The sequence below is a fragment of the Streptomyces sp. HUAS MG91 genome (assembly GCF_040529335.1).
Lineage (GTDB): Bacteria > Actinomycetota > Actinomycetes > Streptomycetales > Streptomycetaceae > Streptomyces > Streptomyces tabacisoli.
This window is the reverse complement of the sequence record NZ_CP159534.1, coordinates 3,722,678-3,748,040: the sequence shown is the minus strand read 5'-3', so window position 1 is coordinate 3,748,040 and position 25,363 is coordinate 3,722,678. Positions and strand designations below refer to the sequence as shown.

24 protein-coding genes and 1 tRNA gene are annotated in these 25,363 nt (G+C 71.1%); 9 read left to right on the top strand and 16 right to left on the bottom strand.

The features are described from left to right. Window positions 1–3 precede the first annotated feature (3 nt). Together ABII15_RS16895 and ABII15_RS16890 are read right to left on the bottom strand one after the other, a co-directional pair. Window positions 4–1,566: a sodium:solute symporter family protein gene (locus ABII15_RS16895; protein WP_353943155.1), complete on the bottom strand. Its 1,563-nt coding sequence runs from the start codon at window positions 1,564–1,566 to the stop codon at window positions 4–6. Between the two features lie 335 nt (window positions 1,567–1,901). Beyond that, complete coding sequence (locus ABII15_RS16890; protein WP_353943154.1) at window positions 1,902–2,693, bottom strand: SDR family oxidoreductase; 792 nt, start codon at window positions 2,691–2,693, stop codon at window positions 1,902–1,904. 80 nt (window positions 2,694–2,773) lie between these two features. On the opposite strand from ABII15_RS16890, the gene ABII15_RS16885 reads away from it, so the two are divergent. Further along, a complete protein-coding gene (locus ABII15_RS16885) occupies window positions 2,774–3,610 on the top strand; it encodes a hypothetical protein (protein WP_353943153.1) in 837 nt (278 codons plus the stop codon). A 130-nt stretch (window positions 3,611–3,740) separates the two neighbouring features. Here the strand turns inward: ABII15_RS16885 and ABII15_RS16880 are convergent, their stop codons facing one another. The 3 genes from ABII15_RS16880 to ABII15_RS16870 form a co-directional block, all read right to left on the bottom strand. Continuing rightward, a complete protein-coding gene (locus ABII15_RS16880) occupies window positions 3,741–3,941 on the bottom strand; it encodes a DUF397 domain-containing protein (RefSeq protein ID WP_353943152.1) in 201 nt (66 codons plus the stop codon). A gap of 280 nt (window positions 3,942–4,221) precedes the next feature. Next, on the bottom strand, window positions 4,222–5,079 hold the full coding sequence (locus ABII15_RS16875) for a helix-turn-helix transcriptional regulator (protein ID WP_353943151.1): 858 nt from the start codon (window positions 5,077–5,079) through the stop codon (window positions 4,222–4,224). A 281-nt stretch (window positions 5,080–5,360) separates the two neighbouring features. Then, window positions 5,361–6,101 (bottom strand): GPP34 family phosphoprotein, encoded by a 741-nt coding sequence (locus tag ABII15_RS16870; RefSeq protein WP_353943150.1) that lies wholly within the window; start codon window positions 6,099–6,101, stop codon window positions 5,361–5,363. Window positions 6,102–6,305: 204 nt separating this feature from the next. Between ABII15_RS16870 and ABII15_RS16865 the strand changes: the two genes are divergently transcribed. Together ABII15_RS16865 and ABII15_RS16860 are read left to right on the top strand one after the other, a co-directional pair. Beyond that, window positions 6,306–8,888 carry a D-alanyl-D-alanine carboxypeptidase gene (locus ABII15_RS16865; protein ID WP_353943149.1) on the top strand — a complete coding sequence of 861 codons (2,583 nt, stop codon included), beginning with the start codon at window positions 6,306–6,308 and terminating at the stop codon, window positions 8,886–8,888. Between the two features lie 145 nt (window positions 8,889–9,033). Continuing rightward, on the top strand, window positions 9,034–10,860 hold the full coding sequence (locus tag ABII15_RS16860) for an MFS transporter (protein WP_353943148.1): 1,827 nt from the start codon (window positions 9,034–9,036) through the stop codon (window positions 10,858–10,860). A gap of 176 nt (window positions 10,861–11,036) precedes the next feature. On the opposite strand, the gene ABII15_RS16855 is transcribed toward ABII15_RS16860, so the two are convergent. From ABII15_RS16855 to ABII15_RS16845, 3 genes are read right to left on the bottom strand one after another with little or no spacing between them, the layout of a single operon-like run. Next, entirely contained in the window at window positions 11,037–11,669 is a 633-nt protein-coding gene (locus ABII15_RS16855) for a bifunctional 4-hydroxy-2-oxoglutarate aldolase/2-dehydro-3-deoxy-phosphogluconate aldolase (protein WP_353943147.1), read from the bottom strand. After that, the gene (locus ABII15_RS16850) at window positions 11,657–12,403 is read right to left on the bottom strand and encodes an IclR family transcriptional regulator (RefSeq protein ID WP_353943146.1); all 747 of its coding nucleotides are present in this window, start codon (window positions 12,401–12,403) and stop codon (window positions 11,657–11,659) included. Before ABII15_RS16850 ends, ABII15_RS16855 begins: the two co-directional genes overlap by 13 nt. 4 nt (window positions 12,404–12,407) lie before the next feature. Then, a complete protein-coding gene (locus ABII15_RS16845; RefSeq protein ID WP_353943145.1) occupies window positions 12,408–13,337 on the bottom strand; it encodes a sugar kinase in 930 nt (309 codons plus the stop codon). Window positions 13,338–13,484: 147 nt separating this feature from the next. On the opposite strand from ABII15_RS16845, the gene ABII15_RS16840 reads away from it, so the two are divergent. Then, window positions 13,485–14,066 (top strand): GNAT family N-acetyltransferase, encoded by a 582-nt coding sequence (locus ABII15_RS16840; protein ID WP_353947091.1) that lies wholly within the window; start codon window positions 13,485–13,487, stop codon window positions 14,064–14,066. 22 nt (window positions 14,067–14,088) lie between these two features. Here ABII15_RS16840 and ABII15_RS16835 read toward each other — a convergent pair whose 3' ends face one another. Continuing rightward, a complete protein-coding gene (locus ABII15_RS16835) occupies window positions 14,089–14,427 on the bottom strand; it encodes a DoxX family protein (protein ID WP_353943144.1) in 339 nt (112 codons plus the stop codon). Window positions 14,428–14,743: 316 nt separating this feature from the next. Here ABII15_RS16835 and ABII15_RS16830 point away from each other — a divergent pair, with 316 nt between their 5' ends. After that, a complete protein-coding gene (locus ABII15_RS16830) occupies window positions 14,744–15,820 on the top strand; it encodes a GNAT family N-acetyltransferase (RefSeq protein ID WP_353943143.1) in 1,077 nt (358 codons plus the stop codon). 6 nt (window positions 15,821–15,826) lie between these two features. Here ABII15_RS16830 and ABII15_RS16825 read toward each other — a convergent pair whose 3' ends face one another. The 4 genes from ABII15_RS16825 to ABII15_RS16810 form a co-directional block, all read right to left on the bottom strand. After that, entirely contained in the window at window positions 15,827–16,627 is an 801-nt protein-coding gene (locus tag ABII15_RS16825) for an SAM-dependent methyltransferase (protein WP_353943142.1), read from the bottom strand. Between the two features lie 142 nt (window positions 16,628–16,769). Beyond that, window positions 16,770–17,039 carry a hypothetical protein gene (locus tag ABII15_RS16820; protein WP_353943141.1) on the bottom strand — a complete coding sequence of 90 codons (270 nt, stop codon included), beginning with the start codon at window positions 17,037–17,039 and terminating at the stop codon, window positions 16,770–16,772. Window positions 17,040–17,060: 21 nt separating this feature from the next. After that, window positions 17,061–17,285: a cold shock domain-containing protein gene (locus ABII15_RS16815; protein ID WP_353943140.1), complete on the bottom strand. Its 225-nt coding sequence runs from the start codon at window positions 17,283–17,285 to the stop codon at window positions 17,061–17,063. 129 nt (window positions 17,286–17,414) lie between these two features. After that, complete coding sequence (locus ABII15_RS16810; RefSeq protein WP_353943139.1) at window positions 17,415–18,242, bottom strand: alpha/beta hydrolase; 828 nt, start codon at window positions 18,240–18,242, stop codon at window positions 17,415–17,417. A 69-nt stretch (window positions 18,243–18,311) separates the two neighbouring features. On the opposite strand from ABII15_RS16810, the gene ABII15_RS16805 reads away from it, so the two are divergent. From ABII15_RS16805 to ABII15_RS16795, 3 genes are all read left to right on the top strand, one after another. Next, complete coding sequence (locus ABII15_RS16805; protein ID WP_353943138.1) at window positions 18,312–18,767, top strand: MarR family winged helix-turn-helix transcriptional regulator; 456 nt, start codon at window positions 18,312–18,314, stop codon at window positions 18,765–18,767. Between the two features lie 174 nt (window positions 18,768–18,941). Then, window positions 18,942–19,316 carry a VOC family protein gene (locus tag ABII15_RS16800; RefSeq protein WP_353943137.1) on the top strand — a complete coding sequence of 125 codons (375 nt, stop codon included), beginning with the start codon at window positions 18,942–18,944 and terminating at the stop codon, window positions 19,314–19,316. Window positions 19,317–19,602: 286 nt separating this feature from the next. Next, on the top strand, window positions 19,603–20,169 hold the full coding sequence (locus ABII15_RS16795) for a hypothetical protein (RefSeq protein ID WP_353943136.1): 567 nt from the start codon (window positions 19,603–19,605) through the stop codon (window positions 20,167–20,169). Window positions 20,170–20,205: 36 nt separating this feature from the next. Here ABII15_RS16795 and ABII15_RS16790 read toward each other — a convergent pair whose 3' ends face one another. The 3 genes from ABII15_RS16790 to ABII15_RS16780 all read right to left on the bottom strand — a co-directional run bounded on the left by ABII15_RS16790 (window position 20,206) and on the right by ABII15_RS16780 (window position 23,363). Beyond that, window positions 20,206–20,790: a GNAT family protein gene (locus ABII15_RS16790; RefSeq protein ID WP_353943135.1), complete on the bottom strand. Its 585-nt coding sequence runs from the start codon at window positions 20,788–20,790 to the stop codon at window positions 20,206–20,208. Window positions 20,791–21,084: 294 nt separating this feature from the next. After that, window positions 21,085–21,160, bottom strand: a tRNA-Arg gene (locus ABII15_RS16785). Between the two features lie 85 nt (window positions 21,161–21,245). Further along, window positions 21,246–23,363, bottom strand: coding sequence for an NB-ARC domain-containing protein (locus tag ABII15_RS16780; RefSeq protein ID WP_353943134.1), 2,118 nt, complete (start codon window positions 23,361–23,363; stop codon window positions 21,246–21,248). Between the two features lie 197 nt (window positions 23,364–23,560). On the opposite strand from ABII15_RS16780, the gene ABII15_RS16775 reads away from it, so the two are divergent. Continuing rightward, window positions 23,561–25,267: a class I adenylate-forming enzyme family protein gene (locus ABII15_RS16775; protein ID WP_353943133.1), complete on the top strand. Its 1,707-nt coding sequence runs from the start codon at window positions 23,561–23,563 to the stop codon at window positions 25,265–25,267. Window positions 25,268–25,363 lie beyond the last annotated feature (96 nt).

The window sequence follows — 25,363 nt, the reverse complement described above, 5'->3', positions numbered from 1 at the left end:
TGCCTACAACCGCTGGACGTCGTCCTGGGCGGTGGCCGGGGCCGGGACGGCTGCGGCCGCGCCGGAGTCGTCGTCCGTGTTGATGCGCTCGATGATGTCGTCGCGCTCGGGCGTGTCCTCGGGCTTGACGAAGCCGATGCCGATGTACAGGACGAGAGACACCGCCAGCGGGATCGAGACCTGGTACTGGAGCGGGACGCCCCCGTCCACGTTCCAGCTGATCGGGTAGTTGACCAGCCAGAAGGCCAGCAGCCCCATCGCCCAGCTGGTCAGCGCGGCGGTCGGCCCGGACTTGCGGAACGGCCGCAGCAGCCCCAGCATCATCGGGATCGCGATCGGCCCCATCAGCCCGGCGACCCACTTGATGACGACGGTGATGATGTCCTTGAAGGTCGGCGAGTTGACCTGCGTGGCCACCGCCATGGACAGGCCGAGGAAGACGACGGTCGTCACCCGGGCGGCGATCAGGCCCCGCCGCTCGTTCCAGGACCGCGCCTTGGCGGAGAGCACCGGAGCGACGTCCCGGGTGAAGACGGCGGCGATGGCGTTGGCGTCCGAGGAGCACATGGCCATGGTGTGCGAGAAGAAGCCGACGATGACCAGGCCCAGCAGACCGTGCGGCAGCAGCTGTTCGGTCATCAGGCCGTAGGAGTCGGAGCCGTCCGGCTTCTGCGCGTGGACGAGCAGCGGCGACATCCACATCGGGAAGAACAGGACCGCCGGCCACACCAGCCACAGGACCGCCGACAGCCGGGCCGAGCGCGTGGCCTCGCGGGGTGAGCCGGTGGCCATGTAGCGCTGGGCCTGGTTGAGCATGCCGCCGTTGTACTCGAAGAGCTTGATGAACAGGAACGCGAGCAGGAACACCGCGCCGTACTGGCCGACCAGCGGCTTGCCGTGGCCCTGGAGCTCGGGCCGGTTCCAGGCGTCGAGGAAGCCGATGTTCTTGTCGTCGAGCTTGATGACGACCGCGACGAACATCGAGACGCCGGCGAGCAGTTGGATGATGAACTGGCCCAGCTCGGTGAGCGCGTCGGCCCACAGACCGCCGATGGTGCAGTAGACGGCGGTGATGGCGCCGGTGATCAGGATGCCCTGGTTGAGGGAGATGCCGGTGAACACCGAGAGCAGGGTGGCGATGGCCGCCCACTTCGCCGCCACGTCCACGATCTTCAGCAGCATGCCGGACCAGGCGAGCGCCTGCTGGGTCGGCAGGTTGTAGCGGTTCTTCAGGTACTCCAGCGGCGAGGCCACGTGGAGCCGCGAGCGCAGCCGGTTGATGCGCGGCGCGAACAGATTGGCGCCGATGGCGATCCCGATCGCGATCGGGAAGGACCAGGTGACGAAGGACGTCACGCCGTACGTGTACGCGATGCCGGCGTACCCGGTGAACATCACCGCGCTGTAGCCGGACATGTGGTGCGAGATGCCCGACAGCCACCACGGCATCTTGCCGCCCGCGGTGAAGAAGTCGGAGACGTTGTCCACGCGTTTGTGGGACCAGACGCCGATCGCGACCATGATGCCGAAATAGCCGATGAGCACGACCCAGTCGAGACTGTTCATGTGCCCCCTCCAGGGGTCCGCCTTGTGAACGTTGCGGCTCTTCGTCAGTACGTCCGTTTCAGCGGGCGCCCCCGTGCGGGAGTGGGGACTTCGGGGATTGAACCCCTTGTTCGGGGAGCCGGTCAAGAGCTCTCACGGTCATGGATGTGAACCGAGATCAGCAAGCCGAACGATTTTGCATTTTCGTGACCAGGCGGGGAGTTGTCGTGAACGTGACCGGGGCCACACCATGAGCGGGCACTTCGTCAGTAGCCACAAGCAGCGCACAGACGCGAACGACCGCACGGGATGCGGGTCCCGTGCGGTCGCGTGAAAGGAGTCTCGGCCCAGCGTGGTCAGTGCATGAGTTCGCCCGCGTTCACCAGGAGTTGCTGGCCGGTGATCGCGCGGGCCCGGTCGGAGGCGAAGAAGACCGCCGCGTCCGCCACATCGCCGTCCGTGGCGAGTTCGGGCAGCGCCATCCGTTCGGTGAGCCGCCCCAGGACCTCCTCCTCCGGCACCTTCTCGGTCTGCGCCGTGAACTGGACGAAGGCCTGCACCGGCGGGCCCCACATCCAGCCCGGCAGCACCGTGTTCACCCGGATCCGGTGCGGCCCCAGCTCCCGCGCCAGGGAGTACATCGCGCTCGTCAGCGCGCCCTTCGACGCCGCGTACGCCGCCTGCCACACCTCGTTCGGCGCGGCCACCGCCGACTGCGTCCCGATGATGACGACCGAGCCGCCGCGCTCCTTGAGGGCGGGCAGGCAGGCCCGGGTCATCCGCAGCGTGCCGAGCAGGTTCACGTCGATCACCTGGCGCCAGGTCTCGAAGTCGGCGTCCTCCAGGCCGCCGAAGTAGCTGTCCCAGGCCGCGACATGGACCACGGCGTCCACCCCGCCGAACCGCTCGCGCGCCAGGGCCGCGAGGGCCGCGCACTGCTCCTCGTCGGTGATGTCCGTGGCCCGGTACGCGGTCCGGGCGCCGTCCGGGTCCAGCTCGGCCGCGGCCTTGGCCAGATTGGCCTCCGTGCGCGCTCCGAGCACCGCGTTGCCCCCGTCGCGCACCACGGCCGCGGCCACCTGGTGGCCGAGCCCGGCGCCGACCCCGGAGACGATCACGGTCTTCCCGGCGAGCAGCTCATTCCCCATCGGTCGCCTCCTGGCTCTGGCCATCTTTCTGACGGAGCGTCAGAGTAGGGGCGTCGCACGGAGGACGGAAGGGGACCGGCATGGACACCCACAGCGAGGCGTACGCGGAACTGGCGGCCGTCGGGCCGTACGGAATACGCCCCGGGCACGCCCTGATCACCATGGTCGAACCGCATCCGGGGCACGAGTACGCGTACAACCGCTGGTACGAGGACGACCACTACTACGCCGGGGCGATGGCCATGCCCTGGATGTTCGCCGGGCGCCGCTGGGTCGCCACCCGCGACCTCCAGCTCCTGCGCTACCCGGAGAAGTCGGCGGTCGCCGAGCCGGTCACGGCCGGCTGCTACCTCTCCACGTACTGGGTCACCGAGGGCCGCTACGACGAGCACATGAAGTGGACCGTCGGCATCAACAAGCGGCTCAACCGCGACGGCCGGGTCTACCAGGACCGCACCCACGTCTTCACGGCCTTCCAGGACCACGAGGCGACCGTCTACCGGGACGGGGCGGCGGGACCGCGCGACTTCCACGCGCTCGACCACCCGTACGCGGGTCTGGTCCTGGAGGTCATCGACGTCGAGCGGCCGGAGCAGCGGGCCGGCCTGGTGGAGTGGCTGCGGGCGCGGCACCTGCCGAAGACGCTCGCGGGGTCACCGGCGGCCCTGGTCACGCTCTTCCGGCCGACGCCGCTGCCGGGCGACAGAATGACGTACGTGAAGCAGGTCGAGGGCGTCGACACCCGGCTGACGCTGCTGTGGTTCCTGGAGGCGGATCCGCGCGAGTGCTGGCAGGAGCACTTCGCGGGGCTCGGGGAGCGGGTGGCGGGCGCGGGGCTCGGAGCACGGGTGGAACTGATGGCGCCCTTCGTCCCGACCGTGCCCGGGACGGACCGCTACGTGGACCGGCTGCGCTGACACGGCCGAGCCCCCTCGGCCAGGACGGCGAACCAGTCGAGAGGGCCCCCACAGTGATACTCGCTGTGCGTATGCGGTTGTTGAGCCGTGGTGCCTCGGCACGCTGGGTGCCGGGGGCCTCTCGGCCCGGTCAGAACGTGCCCGTGCTCACCTCGTGCACGAACGCGGTCCACGAGCCGGGCGTGAAGCCGATCGAAGGCCCTTCCACGACCTTCGAGTCCCGTACCGCGATCGCGTGGACCACGGGGGACTTGACCTCGACGCATGCGCCGTTGCCCGTGGAATACGAGGACTTGATCCAGGATTCCGTGGCGCCTTGCTGGATTGCCATGTTCGCTCCGGTTTAGCCAGTGGTCGACCAGTGGTCGAATTACGTCCCGCTCCGTGATCCAGAGCGGTTCTCGCCAACGATGGTGTCTTGGTGGCGTGATCGACGCTACTCGCCAACTCGGGTGCGTGAAGCGGCCATTCACTCGACCGGATGGCATATTCCACTGGGGTCTTCCATTCGCCAGAGGCGAAGGTGTACCGTGCGGCGCCTTTGTCCCGAAGTCGCGGAGAATGCCGAATCCGTCCGGAATTCGATCTTCCAGAATAACGCCCGAAGATCGTCAGCGAGCGTACTCCTTGGCGATCTCGGAGATGAACTGTCGCGATTGCTCCACGTTCAGCGCCTGTGCCCGCAAATGTTCGTACATGACGCTGTACTTCTGTACGTCGTTGGCCTTCTCCAGATAGAGGTCGCTCGTGACGCCCTCGATGTAGACCACGCTGGAATCCGCCGCGTCGGGGAACTCCAGGATCGCGTACTGCCCGTTGAGCCCCGGGTGCGCGCCCATCTCGAACGGGATCACCTGGACGGTGACGTGCGGCAGCTGGGACTGCTCGACCAGGTGCTCCAGCTGCTCGCGCATGATGCCCCGGCCGCCGACCGTGCGGCGCAGCGCGGCCTCGTCGAGCACCGTCCACAGTCGCAGCGGGTTGTCGGGCGCCTGGATGCGCTCCTGGCGCCGCATCCGGACCTGGACGCGCTTGTCGATGTCCGACGGCGTCGTCTCCGGCAGCGCGCCGTTGATGAGCGCCTCGGCGTAGCCGCGGGTCTGCAGCAGGCCGGGCACGACCTGGGGGTCGTAGACGCGCAGGCTCGCCGCGTCCGTCTCCAGGCCGATGTACACGCTGTACGGGATGTCGCCGAAGGAGTGCCACCAGCCCTGCTGGCGCGAGTCCTTGGCCATCTGCATCAGCGAGTCCACGATGCGGTGGTCCTCGACCTCGTAGACCCCGCAGAGGTCGCGCACATCGCGCTGGCTGATGCTGCGCCGCCCGTTCTCCAGGCGGCTGATCTTCGACTGCGACACCAGCAGGCGCTCGGCGACCTCCTCGGCGGTCATGCCCTTGAGCTCCCGGAGCCTCCGCAGCTCCTGGCCCAACCGGCGTCGCCTGACGGTGGGATTGACGTTGGACGCCACGGGACGTGCACCTCCGGCTGCGTGCATTTTTTTGTACGTTGCGTATCTGCTGCTCAGCAGATTGCCACCAAAGGGCCGCCACCGCTGCCAAACAGCTGATATGCGAGCGGCCGACCCCCGACACGCGACCGCGCGGGGTGATGCCCCGGGGCCCGCTCCGCGGTGCGGAGACGGACGTCCGGTGCATCACCCCGCGCGGTACAGCGGCTCCCGAACCGGGTCTTGGGGACTGCGGTGCGGCGCTGGTGCGGGTCGTGCCGTGCCGTGGCTGCCGAGTCTCCTCAGTGCGCCGCGACGCGCGCCATGGGACCGTGGCGCGGCTGTTGCATCGGAACGCCCCGTGCGGGTTCCGGTGCGCCCCGGCCCGCCGGGGTGGCGGGCGAACGGCGTGGCTGCGCGGCCACCCCGTTCTGGACGTCCATCACGGCGTGCGCCACGAGGCCGCCCATCGGGTCGTGCCTGATCAGATCCCGCAACCGGGAGCGGGACGATCGTCCCTCGTTGCCCGGGTACAGGTGCTTGCCGAGTCCGACCGCGTGGGCCAGTGCGGCGAGCGCCGCGGTCCGTGGGTCCGGCGGGACGCCGGTACGGATCGCACTGTCCAGCCGGGCCCTGATCTCCCGGCTGATCGCCGTGTCCGTCGCCTGGTAGCGAGTCGTCGGCAGTACCCCGCACATCTGGCCGGCCACGGCATGCACCATGCCGCACCGCTCCAGGTGCGAGAGGTAGGTCTGGCGAAGGCCAAGGCGTGGCCCGCCAATCCAGTGGACTGCCCGCACGGGAGCGCCACGCCTTCGCAGCAACTCCAACGCGCAGTCCAGAGTCGGATCTCCGGTCGGCCGTGGTGCCACCACGGCGATACGATCCCCGTCTGGGGCTATCCGTCCGGCCAGCGCCAGCTCTACTAGCTGTGCTCCGGCCAGACCTAGGTCGAGCGACTGCGGCTGCGCTGTGGTACCCGTGGCCGGGTCCAGAGCGAGCAGCAGAAGCTCCTCCGGAAGTGTTCTGCGGCTCCTGCCCATCCATGCCTCCCCGCGTGGATGTCTGACAGGGTGACCCCTCTCACATTGGTCTGTCGAGAGTGCGTGGGGGCTTTGGGTGGGAACCAGTAGGTATGTCGTTCTCGTCTACCACCAGGGTTAAGCCCCCACACAGGACACTGGTACATGGTTCGGACAGCGCTGGTTTGCGTCGGCGTCTAGTGGTTAGCGGTCGAGGAGGCATCGGTGGCGGGGACCCCCGACAGGTCGGGAGAGCAGCAGGCGTCGGGAGGCCCGGGCTCGCAGGAGCGCGATCCGCGCCTTGCCGTGGCGCGGGAGACGAGCCCGGAGGTGGATCGCGCTACGGCGGTCTTCTCCGTCCGTGACGCGGCGGGGACGGGGTCCGGTTCCGGATCCGGTTCCACGAGCACGGAGACGGGGTCGCCCTCCGGGACGGGTTCCGGCGCGGACGAACCCGGCGACGCGCGGCTGCGCGCCGCCGTGGCCGCGTGGGTCTCCGGCGGCGGTACGAGTGACAGCGCGGAGGGCTCCGCCGGTGCGGGGTCCGACGGGGCCGAGCCGGGCGAGGACGCGGGTGCCGAGGACTCGGGCGCCGGGTCCGCCGATGCCGAGCCCGAGGGCGCGGACGCGGACGCGAAGGGCGCGGCTTCGGCGGACGGTGCCGAGGACGCGGAGGACACCGGCGCCGGGAAGTCGGCTGTCGAGCCCGCTGACGCCCGTCCCGAGGATTCCCGGCCCGCCGGCGCCGAGGACACCGCGGAGGACGACCACGAGGGCGCCGCGGACGCCGACGGCACCGCTGCCGAGCCCGCGGACACGGAGGCCGACGCCTCGGACGCGCAGGACGCCCAGGACGCCCAGGACGCGCAGGACGCTCAGGACTCGGACGCACGGCCCACGGCCGCCGAGGACCCGCGGTCCGAGCCTGCCGACGCCGAGCCCGCCGACTCCGAGCCTGTCGACGCCGAGCCCGCCGTGACGGAGGCCGTGGCCAAGGCGGCCGCACTGGAGGCCGAGGCAGAGGCCGCGGAGGCCAAGCTCGTCGCCCCGGACGCCGCACCCAAGGCGGCGGACGCCAAGGATGCCAAGGACGCCGACGAGCCCGAGGCCGACGACGCCGAAGAGCCCGAGGACGACGGCAAGCCCGCCGCCGACGGCAAGTCGGAGGCTGACGACGCCGAGCCCGCGACTGACGCCAAGGCCGAGCCCGCGGCCGATGCCAAGGCGACCACCCCCAAGCCGCCCGCCGTGGACCAGCCCACCGCCGTCTTCAAGGCCGTTCAGCCGCCCGTGGATCAGCCGACCACGATGCTGAAGTCGCCCGCTGCCGGAGCCGGGAAGGCCGGAGCCGGGAAGGCCGGGGCCAAGAAGGCCGGGGCGAAGGAAGAGTCCGACGCCGAGCGGACCAGCCGGTTCGTGCCGCTCAAGCCGCTCGACGACGGCGCCGGAAAGCAGACGACCGCGGAGACGCCGGCCGTCGCCGAGCCCGAGCGGACGCGGCAGCAGCCGTTGCCGCCGAAGCCGCCGCTCGACCTGCTCGCCGAGCTGACCAACACCCCGCCCCCGCCGGAGACCCGCACCCGCACCGCGGTGCGCCGGGTCAAGGTGTGGACGCCGATCGTCATCCTCCTGATCGTCGCGTTTGCGATCGTGCAGGCCGTGCGTCCGCTCCCGACGCCGACCCTCGCGCTGACCGCCGACGACTCGTACTCCTTCGACGGCGACAGCACGAAGCTGCCGTGGCCGGGCGAGGGCCAGGGCTGGATGGACGTCCAGGGCATCGGCACCATGGACGACTTCGGCAAGCAGACGCCGGTGCCGATCGGCTCGGTCGCCAAGTCCATGACCTCGTACATCATCCTGCGCGACCACCCCCTGAAGGCGGGCGCGGCCGGGCCCGAGATCACCGTCGACAAGACCGCCGAGAAGGAGGGCGGCTACGACGCCGACGGGCAGAACGAGTCGACGCTGAACACCGTCAAGGAGGGCGACAAGCTCTCCGAGAAGGACGCGCTGTCGGCCGTCATGATCCCGTCGGCGAACAACATCGCGCGGCTGCTCGCCCGCTGGGACGCCGGTTCGGAGGAGGCGTTCGTCAAGAAGATGAACGCCACCGCCAAGAAGCTCGGCATGAAGAACACCACGTACACCGACCCCTCGGGCCTGAAGGAGAGCACTGTCTCCACCGCCGAGGACCAGGTGAAGCTCGGCAACGAACTGGTGCAGATCAAGGCCCTCACCGACATCACGAAGCTGCCGTCGTGGGTGGACCCGTCGGGCAAGAAGTGGGACAACTACAACCGGCTCGTCCCGTACGACGGCGCCATCGGCATCAAGACGGGCACGACGACGAAGGCGGGCGGAAACCTGCTGTTCGCCGCCACCAAGGAGGTCGGCGGCGAGACCGTCACCGTCGTCGGCGCGATCCTCGGCCAGCACAGGGCGCCGATCATCGACACCGTCAACGCGGTCAGCAAGACGGCGATGATCGCCGCCCAGGACGCCCTGAAGTCGTCGACGATCCTGAAGAAGGGCGACGTCGTCGGGTACGTGGACGACGGCCTGGGCGGGCACACGCCGGTCGTGCTGACCAAGAACGTCACCGCCGTCGGCTGGGCCGGCAAGACCGTCCGCCTGGAGATCGCCGACCAGAGCGGCAAAACCGTTCCGCACACCGCCGACGCCGGGACGAAGGTCGGCGTGCTCAAGGTGGGCGACGGGGAGGGCGGGGCCGTCGAGGTGCCCGTCGCGCTCCAGAGCGACCTCACCGAGCCCGGCTTCGGAGCGAAAATCAAGCGCGTCGGCTGAGGCCCTTGCGGGAGGCTGGTGACCACCGGCCTCCCGCGGCGCCGGTTCACAGGTGCCGTGCTAGCGTCGCGAGACCGGGGCAGGACCGGGGCGTACGGGACGTTCCCCTCGGTCGTCACAACGGTACGTACGGGGAGTGTCAGCAGTGGCCACAGCGGAGCCGACGCGTGCCGACGACACGGGCGCGGAGCCGGGCGGCTCGGACCGCGTACGAATACGGCCCGGGCGCGAGGCGCGCGGTGCCGTGCGGGAGGCGTCGGCGCGGTTCGCCGCGCGCCATCCCGTCCTGGTCGTCACCGCGGTCGCCGGGATCCTGCACCTCATCTGGTTCTTCACGTTCGCGAACAGCGGCGGTGACCTCGCCGCGCAGGACGCCTGGGCCGAGTTCGTGGGCCGGCACCCCGACTCCGCGTACAACCTCGCCTGGTACGGCGGCATGCACCCGGTCTCGTACAGCGTGGTGTCGCCCTATCTGATGTCCGTGCTCGGCGTGCGGACCACGATGATGATCGCGGGCACGCTCTCCGCCGGTCTGCTCACCCTGATCCTGATCCGCACGCGGGCCGTCGCCAGGCCGCTGTGGCCCGCGTTCGCCGGGGTCTTCGCGCTGCTGTGCAACGCGGCGTCCGGCCGGGTCACGTTCGGGCTCGGCATGATGTTCGGGCTCGGCGCCGTCGCCGCCGTCTTCTGCTGGCCGTACCGCTGGCGGTTCAAGCGGTGGGCGAAGGCCGTCGTCGCCGCGCCGCTCGCCGGCATCGCGACCGCCTGCTCGCCGGTGGCGGGGCTGTTCGTGGGGCTCGTCGCCGTGGCGCTGTTCCTCCAGAAGAGACGGCCGGGAGCGTACGCGCTCGGGCTCGCGCCCGCCGCCGTGGTCGGACTGTCGGCGTGGCTGTTCCCGTTCTCCGGGACGCAGCCGATGTCGTTCTGGTCGGCGCTGCTGCCGATGGTCTACGGCGTCCTCACCTACGCCCTCGTCCCCAAGGAATGGGTGACGGTCCGGATCACGTCCGCCGTCTACACCCTCGCCGTGCTGCTGGTGTGGCTGATCAGCTCGCAGATCGGTTCCAACATCACCCGGCTCCCCATGCTCTTCGCGGGGGTGGCGCTGCTGGCCGCGCTGCCGTTCACGGTGCCGCGCTCCCGCAAGTGGTACGTCACGGTCGTCGCGTTCGTCGGCCTCAACGCGTGGATCGGCTTCAAGTCCGTCGACGACGTCGTGCACACCACGCCCGCCGCCTCCTGGGCCCGCGAGCTGGCGCCGCTGGTCAACGAGCTCCAGCAGGTCAGCGCCGAGCGCGGCCGTGTCGAGGTCGTGCCCGCCCGCTCGCACCGGGAGGCGTCCGCGCTCGCCCCGTACGTGAACCTGGCGCGCGGCTGGAACCGGCAGAACGACATGAAGCGCAACCCCCTCTTCTACGACGACAGCCTCAACTCCGCGAACTACCACGAATGGCTCAAGCGCTGGGCCGTGCATTATGTGGTGCTGCCGAAGGGGGAGCCGGACGGTTCCGGCGGTGAGCGCGAGCGGGAGCTGGTGCAGCGCGGGCTGCCCTATCTGAAGCAGGTGTGGGGCGACGCGAACTGGCAGCTGTTCGCCGTCACCGACCCGACGCCGCTGGCCGAGCCGCACGCCGTGGTCGACGCCGCCGAGCAGAGCGAGCTGACCATCGAGGTGACGCGGCCGGGGCGGGTGCTGATCCGGATTCCGTACTCGCCGTGGCTGTCCGTCGTGGACGCCGACGGCAAGAGTCTGGGGACGCCGCAGGAGACCGAGGCGTCGAAGCGGGCCCGGGAGAAGGACGACAGCCTTCCGCGGTCGTTCGACAACGTGCACGGGTGTCTGATGGAGACCGCGGAGGACGAGTCCGGTGATCAGTGGACCGTGCTGCTCGCGCCCAAGGCCGGCACCTATCGCCTCGCGGCGCCGTACCAGTGGTCGCGGGGCACGCCGTGCCCGGAGGAACTCCGCTGAGCGCTTCCGCTTCCGGGTTGCCCGTTCGTCCGCGGCCCCGGTGGGGGCTGGCCGCGCAGTTCCCCGCGCCCCTGGGTAGTCGTTCGTCCGCGGCCCGGTGGCCGCTTCTCGCGCAGTTCCCCGCGCCCCTGAAGCGAGCTCCGCTCGCCCAGGGGAGGCGGCGCGAAGCGCCTGCCTCAGGGGCGCTCGCGCACAAGGTCCGTCAGGCGGGACAGCTGGGCCGGGTCCTCCAGGGCCGAGCCGACGGCGACGACGCGCGCCCCGGCATCCAGGTACGCGGCAGCGTTACCCGCGTCCATGCCCCCCGTCGCCACGAACGGCACCTCGGGAAACGGCCCCCGCATCGCCCGGAACCACTCCACCCCCAGCACACTCGCCGGAAACGCCTTCAGCCAGTCCAGCCCGAGCCCCCGCGCGGCCTGCACATCGGTCGGCGTCGCCACCCCGGGCAGATGCGGCAGCCCGGCGGTGGCGCTGGCCCGCACCACGGCGGCGTTCAGCCCCGGCGCCACGGTGAACGCCGCCCCCGCCGCCACCGCCCACGACAGCCGCTCGGCGCTGGTGACCGTCCCGGCACCCACGGGTTTCCCCCGCTCGGCCCCGGCGGCGACCACCGCTTCCAGCACCCGCGCCGCCTCCTCGCTCTGCACCGGCACCTCGACGCACTCGATCCCCAGGTCCCAGGCGCGCGAGGCCAGCTCGACGGACCGCTCGGCGGACATGCCGCGCAGGATCGCCATCACCGGCACCCCGGCGAACAGCGTGTCGAAGGTGGTCCCGGCGGGGTTGTTGTCGGTCACGGTCGCCATCCCAGCTCCTTGGAGATCGTCTCGGCGGTGGTCAGCAGATCGGGCAGGACGTCACGGACGAGCACGTCGAGGCCGGCCCGCGCCTTGAGCGCGGTCACCGACACCGCCGCGACGACCCCGCCGCCGCAGTCCCGTACGGGGACGGCGACACAGTTCACGTACGACTCGTACTCGCCGTCGTCGACGGCCCAGCCGCGCGCCCGCACGGTGGCGAGCGCCGCCCGGTAGCGGGCCGGATCGGTGATCGTCGTATCGGTGCGCGGCGCGAAGTCGCAGTCGGACAAAAGGAGTTCGGCCTGCTCGGTCGGCAGGTGCGCGAGGATCGCCTTGGCGGCCCCGGCGGTGTGCAGCGGCACGGGCCGGCCGATCTCGGCGTACAGCCGCACCCCGTCCGGCGGGTCGATCTTGTCGGCGTAGACGATGCGCTCGTTCTCCAGCGCGGCGAGGTGCACGGTGTGCCCGCAGGCCGTGCCGAGGGCGCGCAGCGGCTCGGCCGCGACGTCCCGCAGCCCGAACTGCTCCCGGGCCAGGTGGGCGAGCCCGGCGAGCCGGTACCCGACCGCGTACCGCCCGTCGGGCAGCCGGCGCGCGAGGCCGCCCTCGGTGAGCGACTCCAGGATGCGCAGCGCCGTCGAGCGGTGCACGCCCAGGTGGTCGCCGACCTCGGTCTGGGTGCGGGGGCTGCGGGCGACGTACTCCAGGATGTCGATGGCCCGCCGTACGGTCTGGGACACGGGATCACCCGTTCCCTTCGGTGCGGGCGGTGGCCGGGACGTAGTCCTCGATGGAGCGCAGGGTGCGCCCGGCGAGCCGGTGGCCGAGGGCGAGCCGGTCGCGCTCGGCGGCCCCGGCGAGCAACCCGCCGAGATACCCGGCGGCGAAGGCGTCCCCCGCGCCGACGGCCTCGACGACCTCCACGGCGGGCGCGGCCACGAACTCCCGTACTCCTGGGGCGAATACGGTCGCGCCGACCGCGCCGTCCTTCACCACGAGGGTGCCGCGCGGCGCCAGACGGTCGTGCAGCTCGTCGGCGGTGGCGGTGCCCCACAGGGCCTCGCCCTCGTCCCGCCCGACGAGCACGACGTCGGCGCGGCGGGCGAGGTCGAGGAGCGCCTTCGCCGCCATGTCCGCCGAACTCCACAGTGCGGGGCGGTAGTTGACGTCGAAGGAGAGCAGCGTGCCGTGGGCGGCGGCCCGTTCGGCGATGACCCGTACGGCGTCGGCGCAGTCCTCGGACAGCGCCGGGGTGATCCCGGTCAGGTGCAGGAGCCGTACGCCGTCCAGGGCGATGCCCTCGGCGTCGGCGGCCGTCATCCGGGAGGCGGCCGAGCCGCGCCGGTAGTAGTGGACGCGGGTGGTGCCGTCCGGGCCGGGATCCTTGAAGTAGACGCCGGTCGGGGCGAGCGGGTCGACGGCCACCCGCGTGACGTCCACCCCGCGCCCCGCGACCGCCGAGACGATCCGCCGGCCGAACGGATCGTCCCCGACCCGGCTCACCCAGGCCGCGCGGTGCCCCAGATCGGCGAGGTACTGCGCCACGGTCGACTCGGCGCCCGCGACGGCGAGCCGGATCTCCCGGCTGTGCTCCAGGCCGGCGCCGTCGGCCGGGGTCAGCTGCGCCATGGTCTCGCCGAGGCAGATCACCTCGGGGCGGTGCGGGGACGGCACGGGCGGCTCCTGTCGTGCGGGACGGACGGGCTCCGGCCGACGCTAACAGTCCGTCCGCAACGCGCGTGCACATGGTGCAACAGCCTCGCCTGGGCCGTGGCGGAAACCGGGTGCGCCCGCCCCGCGCCGCCCGGCATGCTGCCCACCATGCCCTTCCTGATGCAGCCCGCCATCGCGCCCGGCACCTTCTCCCGTACCCCGCAGCCCACCCTTCGCACGGCCGACGGCGAACTCGCCCTGCGCCCCTTCGAGCCCCAGGACGCCGAGGCCGTCCACACCGCCTTCCAGGACCCGGTGCTCCAGCACTGGCACCTCCGCACGATGGACTCCACCGACGAGGCGGGGGAGTGGGTGGAGTCGGTGCGGGAGGGCTGGCGCAAGGAGACCTCCGCCCAGTGGCTGGTGGTCCGGACCGGCGACGGGGCACCGCTCGGCCGGATGGCCCTGCGGCAGCTGAACCTGGAGGACGGGGTCGCCGAGGTCGGCTACTGGGTGATGGCGAGCGCCCGCGGTCTCGGCGTGGCCCCCAGAGCGCTGACCGCGATGACGGACTGGGCCCTGGCGGCCGGCTTCCACCGCATCGACCTGGAACACTCCACCGGCAACGAGCCCTCGTGCCGGGTCGCGGAGAAGTCCGGCTACCCGCTGGAGGGCACCCGGCGCAGCTCCGCGCTGCACGCGGACGGCTGGCACGACATGCACGTCCACGTGCGCATCCAACAACTCTGACATCACTGGTGTGTTGCCCGGTTCACGTGAGGGCGAGGACGGCGACGACCGGCGCCGCGTACAGCAGCGGGAATCCCACGTGGCTGAACCAGCGGGCCCGCACCACCGTGACCACGGCCCCCGCGAAGTACAGCACCAGGCCGATCGCGGCGATCGCGCCGATCACCGGTACGGCTAGCCCGACGAGCAGGCCCACGGCCCCCGCGGCCTTGGCCGCGCCCAGCCACGGCAGCCAGCCGGCCGGGACGCCGTAGTCGGCGATCGGCTTGACCACCCACTCGGCGCGGATGAAGACGGAGACGGCCGAGAAGGCGGTCATGGCGGCGGCGATCGCGGTGAGGACGACAAAGGCGACGGACATTGAGGGCTCCTCTGCTCGGCAGGACGGTGGTTCCCCGGGGCAACAGGCTTTTCCCGGTGCGGAATCGATCCGCTGCCTGTCTGACGCGGCCCGCGCCGGATGTGTGACAGCGCCGGATTAGTGACAGAGCTGGATGCGTGACAGAGCTGGATGTGTGACAGCGCCGCCGCGGGGGACTTCGTACCGAGGCCGTCGAAGGGCTCTTGACAGGGTGAGTGCTGTTTCGCGACCTTTGAGCCCTATGGGGGATCAGTGTCGGGCCCGTGCCGTGTGTCGCTGATCCACACGCCCCTGCGGAAGGGCGGTCGGCCGCACGGTGAAGATCACCACGTACAGACCCGAGGAGCTGACCGCGTCGCTGCGTGCCGTCTGGCACGAGACCATGGACGACGCGCCGGACTACCAGAACCCCTTCCTCTCACCGGAGTTCGCGGTCGGAGTCGCCCGGCAGCGGCCCGGGGTGCATGTCGCGGTGTTGCGCGAGGGGGACGAGCCGGTCGGCTTCCTGCCCTACGAGAGGGGCCCGCTCGGCGTCGGCCGCGCGGTCGGGCTCGGCCTGTCCGACTGCCAGGCGCTGGTGCACCGGCCCGGCGTCGGCTGGGACACCCAGCAGCTGCTGAGGGCCTGCCGGCTCACGGTGTTCGAGTTCGACCATCTCGTGGAGGACCAGCGGCCGTTCGGCCGCTACGTCACCGGCACGTTCGCCTCCCCGGTGCAGGACCTGAAGGACGGCGGCCACGACTCCTACCCGGAGTGGCTGCGGGCCACCTGCCCCGGGCAGGCCAGGACGATGCTCAAGAAGGAGCGCCGCCTGACCCGGAACGCCGGGGAGATGCGCTTCGTCTACGACGAGCGGGACCCGGCCGTGCTGCGCCTGCTGATGCGCTGGAAGTCGGCCCAGTACCGCCGCACCGGCCGGGCGGACCGCTTCGCCCGCCCCTGGATCGTACGTCTGGTGAACGATCTCGCGACGGTCCAGGAGCCCCACTTCACCGGTGTGCTCTCCGTCGTCTACGCGGGTGAGCGCCCGGTCGCCGCGCACTTCGGGCCGGCGTCCCGCACGGTCTTCGCGGGCTGGTTCACCGCGTACGACCCCGCGTTCGGCTACTACTCGCCGGGCCTGATGATGCATCTGCGGATGGCCGAGGCGGCGGGCCGGCGCGGTATCCGGATGATCGACTGGGGGCGCGGCGAGATGGAGTACAAGGACCGGCTCAAGACCCGTGAACTGCGCGTCGGCGAGGGCTTCGCGGGCCGCCCGCACCCGGTGGCGGCGGCCTACCGGCTGTGGCGCCGCCCGGTCCGCGGCCTGCGCAACACGGTCCTGGCCCACCCCGCCCTCCGCCACCGCGCGGACCGCCTCCTGAAGGCGGTGGGCGGGCTGCGCACGTGAGCGCCGTCAGATCTTGCGGCCCACGCCCCCGTAGAACCCGATCCTCGCCGCGTCCGCCGGCGGCGGGGAGTCGGGCCGCCAGTACGAGATCTGGGCGAGGCCCGGATCGACCATCTCGAACCCGGCGAAGAACCGCTCGACCCGGTCCTTGGCCCGCAGATTCAGCGAGGCGGAGGCCTTGCTGCTGTATCCGGCCTCGGCGTTCCTGCGGTCGGCGAAGTCGCCCGTGGCGTGCGAGAGCACCAGATAGCTTCCGGCGGGCAGCGCGTCCCGCAGCTCGGCGGCGACCCGCTCCGGTTCGTCGGCGTCGGTGAGGAAGTGCAGCACGGCGACGAGCAGCAGCACCACCGGCTCGTCGAAGTCGATCAGCCGCCGCACGTCGGGGTGCCCGGTGATGCTTCCCGGGTCGCGTACGTCGCCCAGGACTATGCCGGTCGAGCCGGTGCGGCTGAGCAGCGCGTCCCCGTGCGCCTTCACGATCGGGTCGTTGTCGACGTACGCGACGTGCACGCTCTCCCGGGCCACCGCTTCGGCGATCTCGTGCACGTTCGGCGAGGTCGGCAACCCCGTCCCGATGTCCAGGACTTGACGCACTCCCTGTCCCACGGCGAACCGCACGGCCCGCTCCATGAACGCCCGGTTGGCGCGCACTCCGTCCCGTGCCTCGGGCGCCACGGCGATGAGATCCTCGCCGGCCTGCCGGTCGACGTCGTAGTTGTTCTTGCCGCCCAGCAGGTAGTCGTAGATCCGGGCAGGATGCGGCCTGCTGGTGTCGATCACCCCGGCCTGCATGTCGTCCCGCTGCACGTTGCGCTCCCTCCGCGATCAGATGCGAACAGCTTCGCACATCAACTACTCATGTGAGACGCTGAGTTGGGTGGTACGGAACGCCCCGTGTGGTCGGCGAGAAAATCGTCCCTGCATCGAGGACCTGCCCGCCCGGCGCCGCTCAGTCCCGCCAGACGGAGACAAGCCGCGCCACCACGGCCAGCACCACGGCCAGGACGAGCAGATACACCCCGAGCCGCGCCTCGGGCACGTCCGACGACCACACCCGCCAGGCGGAGGGCCCGTCGCCGCTGTAGGGGGAGCCGATGGCTCCCGACAGCACGGGCGCCGAACCGGCCCGACCGCGCAGGCGCAGCAGAACGCCCACGACGGCGCAGGTGGCCGCGACGGTGTACAGGACGGTGGCACTGCGCGGGCTTCGCTTGTTCACGAGTCGATCCGCCGCACGCCGTCAGGCCGACCGGGGCACGATGCTGAGCGCCCGGAACCGGTACCCGTCCTGCATGAAGCCGGGCTCTTCCCACCGGAGGCTCACCGTCTGCCCGGGCGACAGCGTGCGGAAGCCGGGCATCTGGATGTCGGAGTAGTGCCCCCAGCACCCCCCGGGCGTCTCGACGGAATCGAGCACGCCCCACCCTTCCTCATCACGCCATTCACGAACCGTCGCGATCACCATGGACGGAACGGTACGGGTTCCGGTGGAACAGGCGTACGGAATTTCCGGCGGTGCGGGGAAGCGGTCCGGCGACGGGTCCCTGTACGCCCGTTGCCCGGTCCGCCCGGCGGCGCCGGGGCGTTGTCGGTGTCAGCGGAGAAAATCCATCAGGCGGTCGTTCAGCTGCTGAGGTGCGGTGAGTGGCAGGGAATGGTGGGTGGCTTCGGGGAGCAGGGCCACCTCGCCGTGCGGGAGCGTCCGGCGGGCCCTGTCGGCGACCTTGTCGGCGCGGTGGGCGCGGCTGTGCTCCGCGAGCAGGGTCAGTACCGGCATGGAGAGGCCGGCGATCGGTGGGCGGCCTCCGGCGACGAGCTTGCGGTCGGGAACGGTGGTGGCCAGCGCGTAGAGGCGCTGCCAGGCCTCGTCCGGGCGGACACCTGCTGTTTCCCAGGCGAGGAAGGCGCGGGCACGGTCCTGGCTCGGGCGGATCAGGGTGGGCAGTGCGCGCAGCAGGTAGCCGGGGCGGAATCCGGCGAAGACCTGGGTGGGATCGAGGAGGGCGAGGCGGTCGACGCGCTGCGGCGCCCGCAGTGCGTACTTGACGGCCAGCCAGGCGCCGTACGAGTGACCGCACAGGTGCGTGCGGGCGAGCCCGAGCCCGTCCAGCAGCGCGTCCAGCCAGGCCGTCAGATCGTCGGCGCTCTTCAGCGGTGTGCCCCGGCGTTCGGTGCGTCCGGCGTCGCCCAACAGGTCCACCGCGTGGATACGGAATCGTTCCCCGAGCGCCGGCGCGTTGGCGAACCAGACCAGGCCGGTGGCGGAGCCTCCGGGCAGTAGGACCAGCGGTGCGCCGTCCGCAGGGCCGTACACATGGACCCGGGTGCGCCCGTACGGCGTGACGACGTCGCGCTCCTCGGTGGATGCGGGCCAGCGGGCACGGAGCTCGTCGTAGGCGAGGTCGAAAGCGGACGGAGTCACGGCATATTCCTCTCGCTCAGCGATATTCTCGTTCAGCGAGATATTACGTGGTGGTCGGAGGGAATGGGCATGGACGAGCAGAGTCCGGCGATGGGGCTGGTGCACCTGCTGCGAGCGGTGACCGTGGAGTTTGACCTCCTCGGTGCCGAGTTCGCCGCGCGGCAGGGACTGCACCCCACCGATGTGCGCGCGCTGATCCACCTGCTGGACGCGGCGCGGACCGGTACCCGGGCCACGCCCGGATGGCTCGGCGGACAGCTGCGCCTGAACTCGGCCGGGACCACCGCCCTGGTCGACCGGCTGGAACGGCTCGGGCTGGTCCGGCGCGGCAAGGACACGGCCGACCGACGACGCGTACTCCTGGAAGTGGAGGAGAAGGCCACGGAACTCGGATGGACCTTCTTCGGGCCCGTGATCGGCGAGGTGGTGGCGGCCGCCGAAGGCTTCGAGGAAGGCGAGCTGGAGACGGTACGCCGCTTTCTGACCTCGGTGTTGGAGTCCACCGGGCGTGCGCGCTCGGTCTGAAGAGCGGGGTGACAACCTGGCCTGTCGAGCAGTACAGGCGATGGTGGCTGGCAGAGCAGCGTGCTCACGGCTGATGGGGAACTCGGTACGAAGGATGTCGTCCGCCTTGCCGTACCCCTCCAAGGATTGGGGCTCTGCCTGTGAGGGAGGGCTCCTGTCCCCTACCGTTTCGCCATGCAGATCGTGGTGACACTGGACTGTCTTGATACAGAGGCGCAGGCGGGGTTCTGGCTCGCCGCGCTCGCCCCGCTGGGCTATCGGCGTGGCTTCGAGGGGCCGCCCTATCTGAGCCTGGTCGGTCCCGCGCCGGCGCCGACGCTTCTCTTGCAGCAGGTCCCGGAGCCGAAGCAGGGCAAGAACCGGATGCATCTTGACCTCGACTTCGACACCGAGGACCTGGACGCCGAGGTCGATCGCCTCAAACGGCTGGGCGCCCAGAAGATCTCTGAGGAACAGAGCGAACACGGATTCCGCTGGGTCGTCGTCGCCGACCCGGAGGGCAACGAGTTCTGTGTATTCGATCCACCATCGAGTCTTGGCTCCGCATAGTGCCGGCGTCGGGATGCCGCATCGGTAGCGGCACCCCGCCGGCCCTTGGCGGACCGGACACCGGTTCCCGTCACCACCTTCCTCTGGCACCGACCGCCTGCCTTCGTCGGCGCGCCACACTTCGCCATGCCGCACTGATCCGGGAGAACGGTCGGGCTGTGGCCTCGTGGGGCTCCGTTGCTCCGTACAGCGCAGAGCAGGTCCGCGTGGTCGTCCCTCTCGGCAATCCGAAGCTGAGGATTCGGGCCCGGGTATGTAGCTTGCAGGCGTTTCATCAGGGGGGCGTATGAGTGGGATTCTTGATCAACTACCAACGCTGATCGGCGTAGTAGTGGGTGGTCTGATGTCCTACGTGGTTGGGGCACTTACCGAACGCGGTCGTTGGCGCAGGCAGCAGGAGATCCGCTGGGACGGCCAGCTCTTCCAGGCGTACAGCGAATACGGGCATGCGGTGAAGGAGTGCGCTGCCCGCTACCAACGGCTTGCCGCTCACCGAGGTCTTACCAGCCATCCGGCACCGCTTGAGCCGACCGAGGCCGAGCTGGAGCAAGCTGCAGTGATCGAAGGCCGGCGCGCAGCCCTGGTGGAAGCTCTCAGTCTCCTGACCAACGCTGAAACCGCGCGGGCAGTGCAAATCCTCAACAGGAGCATCTGGCACCTTGAGTGGCTCGCTCGGGGCCAGTTGACGGGTAACCCCTCGTCTTGGGCGCAGGCCTTCAGCGAGTACCGCGCCGCACGCGCGGAGTTCTACCAGCATGCGCGCCGCAGCTTGCGGATAGCCGATATGGGCCAGTTGCGCGAGGCACCCTGGCCCCCTCCTTGGCGACCGGTTCAAGACCCTTCTGATGCGTAGCTCTATGTGGAGTGGCCAGTGAAGGGCGGCCGTTGATCAGACAGAGGTCTTGGCCGCGACCCGGGTCAGCAACTTCTCGCGCAGGGACGGCCACTCGTCCGCGAGCACGCTGTAGTACAACGAGTCACGGCGAGTGCCGTCCTGACGCACCATGTGGCTGCGCAGTGTCCCCTCGAAGACCAGCCCCAACCGTGTCAGGGCCTGCTGGGAACGCAGGTTGAGGTTGTCGGTGCGCAGGGCGATTCTGGCCAGGCCGAGATCGTTGAAGGCGTGAGAGAACAGCAGAAGTTTGGATTCGGCGTTGTAGGGGCCGCCCCAGCACGACCTGTCGAACCAGGTGGCACCGATCTCGGCCCTGCCCTGGATGAGGTCGAGATCGTACAGACTGGTCGATCCGATCACCGCCTCGTCCGTGAGGCGTTGGACCGCGAAGCATCGCCGGGTCCGGTCCGCCAGCATCTGGCCGAGCATCGCCCGAATCTGTGTCAGCGACTCAGGACGAGGCCGGGGCATCCATTGCCAGACTTCGGGATCCGACGCAGAAGGTAAGAGAGCTTCCGCATGTTCAACGGACAGCGGGATGAGGCGGACGGCGCTTCCCAGGAGGGAGTCATTACTCATCACCGCACCATAGCTCTGCGGTTACTGCCGCAGCCGAGACGCAGAGCATGTTGCCTCCGGTCACGGGTCGACGCCAGTGTGCGCTCGTGGCTGCGTCATCTGTCCCACGGACGCGAGGTCAATGATCGCCACGCCGCGAACCTCCTCCCAGCGGTCGGAGTCGCGCCCCGCGTCGTGAGGGAGATCCTCGGGCACTCCGCTCAGGACCCGTCGCGGTCGTCAGTGACCGCCCGCGTTGATGTCAGAAGGAGATGCAAAAGGCCCCGGACCATGATCGGTCCGGGGCCTTTCGACTGGTGCCCCCGGCAGGATTCGAACCTGCGACACCCGCTTTAGGAGAGCGGTGCTCTATCCCCTGAGCTACGAAGGCGGGGCAAGGCGGCGAAGTGGTGCAGCGCCGTCGCGGACAGTGTAGCCGAGGGTGGTTCGGCGGGGTGGGGGGCTCTGGGCCGCGGTCAGGGGGTTTCCAGGGTTTCCAGGAGGGTGGTGACGCCGGTGTGGATCGAGGGGGAGTCGGCGCCCTCGGTGTAGAGGGTGGTGTAGGCCGCGGGGGAGAGGGCCGCGCGGACCGCCGCCTCGCAGGTCCGGCGGTGTTCGGTCATCTCCGGGGAGCCCAGGTGCGGGGTGCCCAGGATGTTCCAGGCGCGGTCCACCAGGCCGAAGATGCGGGCCGCCAGTTCCGGGCGGCGGTCGCCGGTGGCGGCGAGGGCGAGGGAGTCGAGGGTGACCGCCACGCCGTAGAGGTCGTCCAGGTGGCACTTGGCCTCCAGGGACGAGCACAGCGGGGCGATCGCCTCGGCCGGGCTGCCCTGGGCGATGCACTGGTTGCCCCAGACGTAGTCGGCGTAGGCGCCCGCCCACATCTCGCCGATCGGGGCCGTCAGCTCCTTGAGGCGGTCGACGCGGGCCCGCACCCCGTCGGCGTCGCCGAGCATCATGTGCGCGTAGCCCCACACCGGCAGCGAGATCAGCTCGATGATGCGCGGGCCGGTGCGGGCGGCCTGCTCGTGCGCCGCCGCGTAGAGGGGAAGGGCCTGGTCGGGGGCGCCCTGGAGGGTCAGGGCGCTGGCGTGCACGCACAGGGCGCCGGCCAGCGCGGGCTCGTCGGCGTACTTCTCGGCCAGCGCCCGCGCCTCGGTCGTCAGCCGGCTGGCGGCCTCCAGGTCGCCCTGGCCGACGGCGACCATGCCGCACGACCACAGCGCCCGCGCGGCCTCGCGCGGCCGGTCGGGGGCGAGGGCGAGGGCCGCCTCCGTGTAGTGCCGGCCCTCGCGCAGGTGCCCGCAGCAGAACCAGAAGTAGACGAGGTCGCTCGCCATCTCCAGCGCCGTGTCGGGCTCGGTGAGCAGGCAGGTGTCGAGGGCGGCCCGCAGATTGGGCAGCTCGGTGACCGTGCGGGCCTGCCACTGGGCCTGGTCGGGGCCGATCCACTCCTGGTCGCCGCGGTGCGCCAGGTGCCGGTAGTAGTCCCGGTGGCGCAGCCGCAGCCGGTCGCTCTCGCCGAGCCGGTCGAGCCATTCGGCGCCGTACTCGCGCACGGTGTCGAGGAGCCGGTAGCGGGGGTCCTGCGGCGGGCCCTCGCGCAGCAGGACGGACTTGGCGACGAGGCCGTCGACGACCTCGGTGAGGTCGCAGTCGGCGAGCGGGTCCACGCTGCACACGAAGTCGACGGCGTGGGCGTCGAAGCTGCCGGGGAAGACGGAGAGCCGGGCCCACAGCAGCCGCTCCTGCGGGGTGCACCACTCGTGGCTCCAGCCGATGGTGGTGCGCAGTCCGCTGTGCCGGACGGGCCGGTGGACCGTGGGGACGCAGTCGTCGAGACCGTCGTCGGCGACGGGCGGTTCGGTGCCGGCGTTCGACGACAGGACGTTCATGCGTTCGTCGAGGCGGTTGATCAGGTGGTCGGCCGAGGTGGCGCGCAGGAGGCCGGCGGCCAGTTCGATGGCGAGCGGGACGCCGTCCAACAGGGCGCAGAGCCGCGCCAGTTCGTCCTGGTCGGCGCTGTCGGGCGCGGGTTCGCCGTCCGGCCAGGCGCGGGTGCGCAGCAGCGCGGCGGCCTCGCCCTCCGGGCCGGTGTGCATGGGGCCGACGGCGACGCGGTACTCGTCCGGGATGTCGAGGGCTTGCCGGCTGGTGGCCAGGACGCGCAGGCCGGGCGCCGCCGCGAGCAGCGTCCTGGTCAGCTCGGCGCACTCCTTGACGAGGTGCTCGCAGGTGTCCAGGACGAGGAGCAGTTCGCGGTCGCGCAGGTAGTCCGAGAGGACGTCGACGAGGGGGCGGTTCGTCTGGTCGGCCACCCCCAGGACGCCGGCGACGGTGTGTTCCAGCAGGTCGGGGGAGAGCACCGGGGAGAGCTCCACCAGCCAGGCGCCCTGGGCGAAGCCGGGCGCGGTCCGCGCGGCGGCCCGCAGCGCGATCCGGGTCTTGCCGATGCCCCCCGGGCCGGTGAGGGTGACGAGGCGTGCTGTGCCGAGGGCCTCCAGGACCTCGTCCGTCTGCCGGGACCGGCCGATGAACGCCGTGGTCTCCAGGGGCAGGTTGCCGTGCTTGGGGTTGTCGCTCTGCGTGGCCATGGGGGGAACTCACCTCTCCCAGCGGGACTCCGGAGGACTCCACTGGTGGACCGGTTTCCAGACACGGAGCGTTGCACACCGGGAGACCCCCTGTCACTCGAACGGGGGACCGCTGCCCGATGCAGTCAGCAGGTGGCCGAAGGGTGGTCGGTGCAGGCACCTTGACGCGGGGCGGGCACCGGGACGTACCGTCCGGTATGGCCTCGTCCCCGGAAGACCTGAGAGCCCTGGACGCCCTGCTCACCGCCCCCGGTGCGCCCTTCGCCGTCGTGGCGGACGAGGCAGGGCGCCTCTCCTACGCCGAAGGGCCGCGCACGCTGCGGGAGTTCGCCGAGACGACCTGGGCGTTCGGTGACACGCCGTTCCTGATCGCCGACAGCGGCCGGCTCACGTACGGCGAGTTCTTCGCGGGCGCGAGCGCGCTGGCCCGCCGTTTCCTGGCCGCCGAGGACGAGGGCGGTTACGGACTGCGGCCCGGCGACCGTGCCGTCATCGCCATGCGCAACCATCCCGAGTGGCAAGTCGGCTTCTGGGCCGCGCAGTTGGCGGGTCTGGTGGCGGTGCCGCTGAACTCCTGGTGGACCGCCGATGAGATCGCCTACGCGCTGGACGACTGCCGCCCGCGCGTGCTGATCGTCGACGGGGAGCGGTACGAGCGCGTCGCGCCCTGGCTGGCCGCCGCGAAGGACGGCGAACGGCCCTGGACGCTGGTCTGCCACGAGGAGGGGCGCGAGGCGGTCGGGCCGCGCGTCGAGCGGTACGGGGACCTGCCCGTCGCCGATCCGCTGCTCGGGCCGCCCGACGTCGACGTCTCCCCGGAGGCGGACGCCACGATCCTCTACACCTCCGGCACCACGGGCCGCCCCAAGGGTGCCGTCGCCACCCATCACGCGCACATGGCCGCCATCGCCAACCCCCGCTATTTCGCGGCGCTTTCCTCGCTCGGGCGGGGTGTGATGCCGGGGCAGGGGCCGCTCCTGCCCGGGCTGCTCACCTTCCCCTTCTTCCATGTCGCGGCCTTCACCGGGTTCTACGCGGCCATGGCGGCGGGCGGCACGCTCGTCCTGATGCGCAAGTGGGACACCGATGCCGCGCTCGCCCTGATCCGGGAGCACGGCATCGGGAGTTTCGGCGGGGTCCCGGCGACGGCGCTCCAACTGCTCGCCAGGGCGGATGAGTTGGACGACGATCTGCCGACCCTGACCATGTTCAACACGGGCGGGGCCGCGGCGCCGCCGGAGCTGGTGGCCCGGCTCACCGCCCGCTTCGGCGACCGCGTCGAACCCCGCAACGGCTACGGCCTCACCGAGACGCTCGGCGGCATCAGCGCCAACTTCGGCGAGCAGTACCGGCGGGTGCCCGGCAGCGTGGGGCGGCCCGCGCCGGCCGTCGAGGCGCGGGTCGTCGATCCGGGTGGCGCGGTGCTCGGGGCGGGGGAGGTGGGGGAGCTGTGGCTGCGGGGGCAGTGTCTGATCCGGGGCTACTGGGACGATCCCGGCGCGACCTCGGCCGCCTTCACCGGCGACGGGTGGTTCAGGACCGGGGACCTCGCCGAGATCTCCTCCGACGGGCTGATCAGCGTCGTCGACCGGATCAAGGACATGGTGATCCGGGGCGGGGAGAACGTGTACTGCGTCGAGGTCGAGGGGGTGCTGCACGGGCACCCCGATGTGCTGGAGGCGGCGGTGGTGGGGGTTCCGCATCCGTTGCTCGGGGAGGTCGTCGCGGCGGTGGTGCGGGTGCGGGGCGGGTCGGGGCTCGACTCCGCCGGGGTACGGGAGTTCGCCGCGCGGGGGCTGGCCGGGTTCAAGGTGCCCGAGCGGGTGGTGGTGCAGGAGGGGGCGTTGCCGCGGAACGCTACGGGGAAGGTGTTGAAGCGGGAGTTGCGGCGCGGGCTGCTTTAGGGGTCGTCGTTCGTCCGCGGGCCCGGTGGGGGCTGGTCGCGCAGTTCCCCGCGCCCCTGAGAGGCCTGCGGCCTTCAGGGAGGCTGCGCGCAGCGC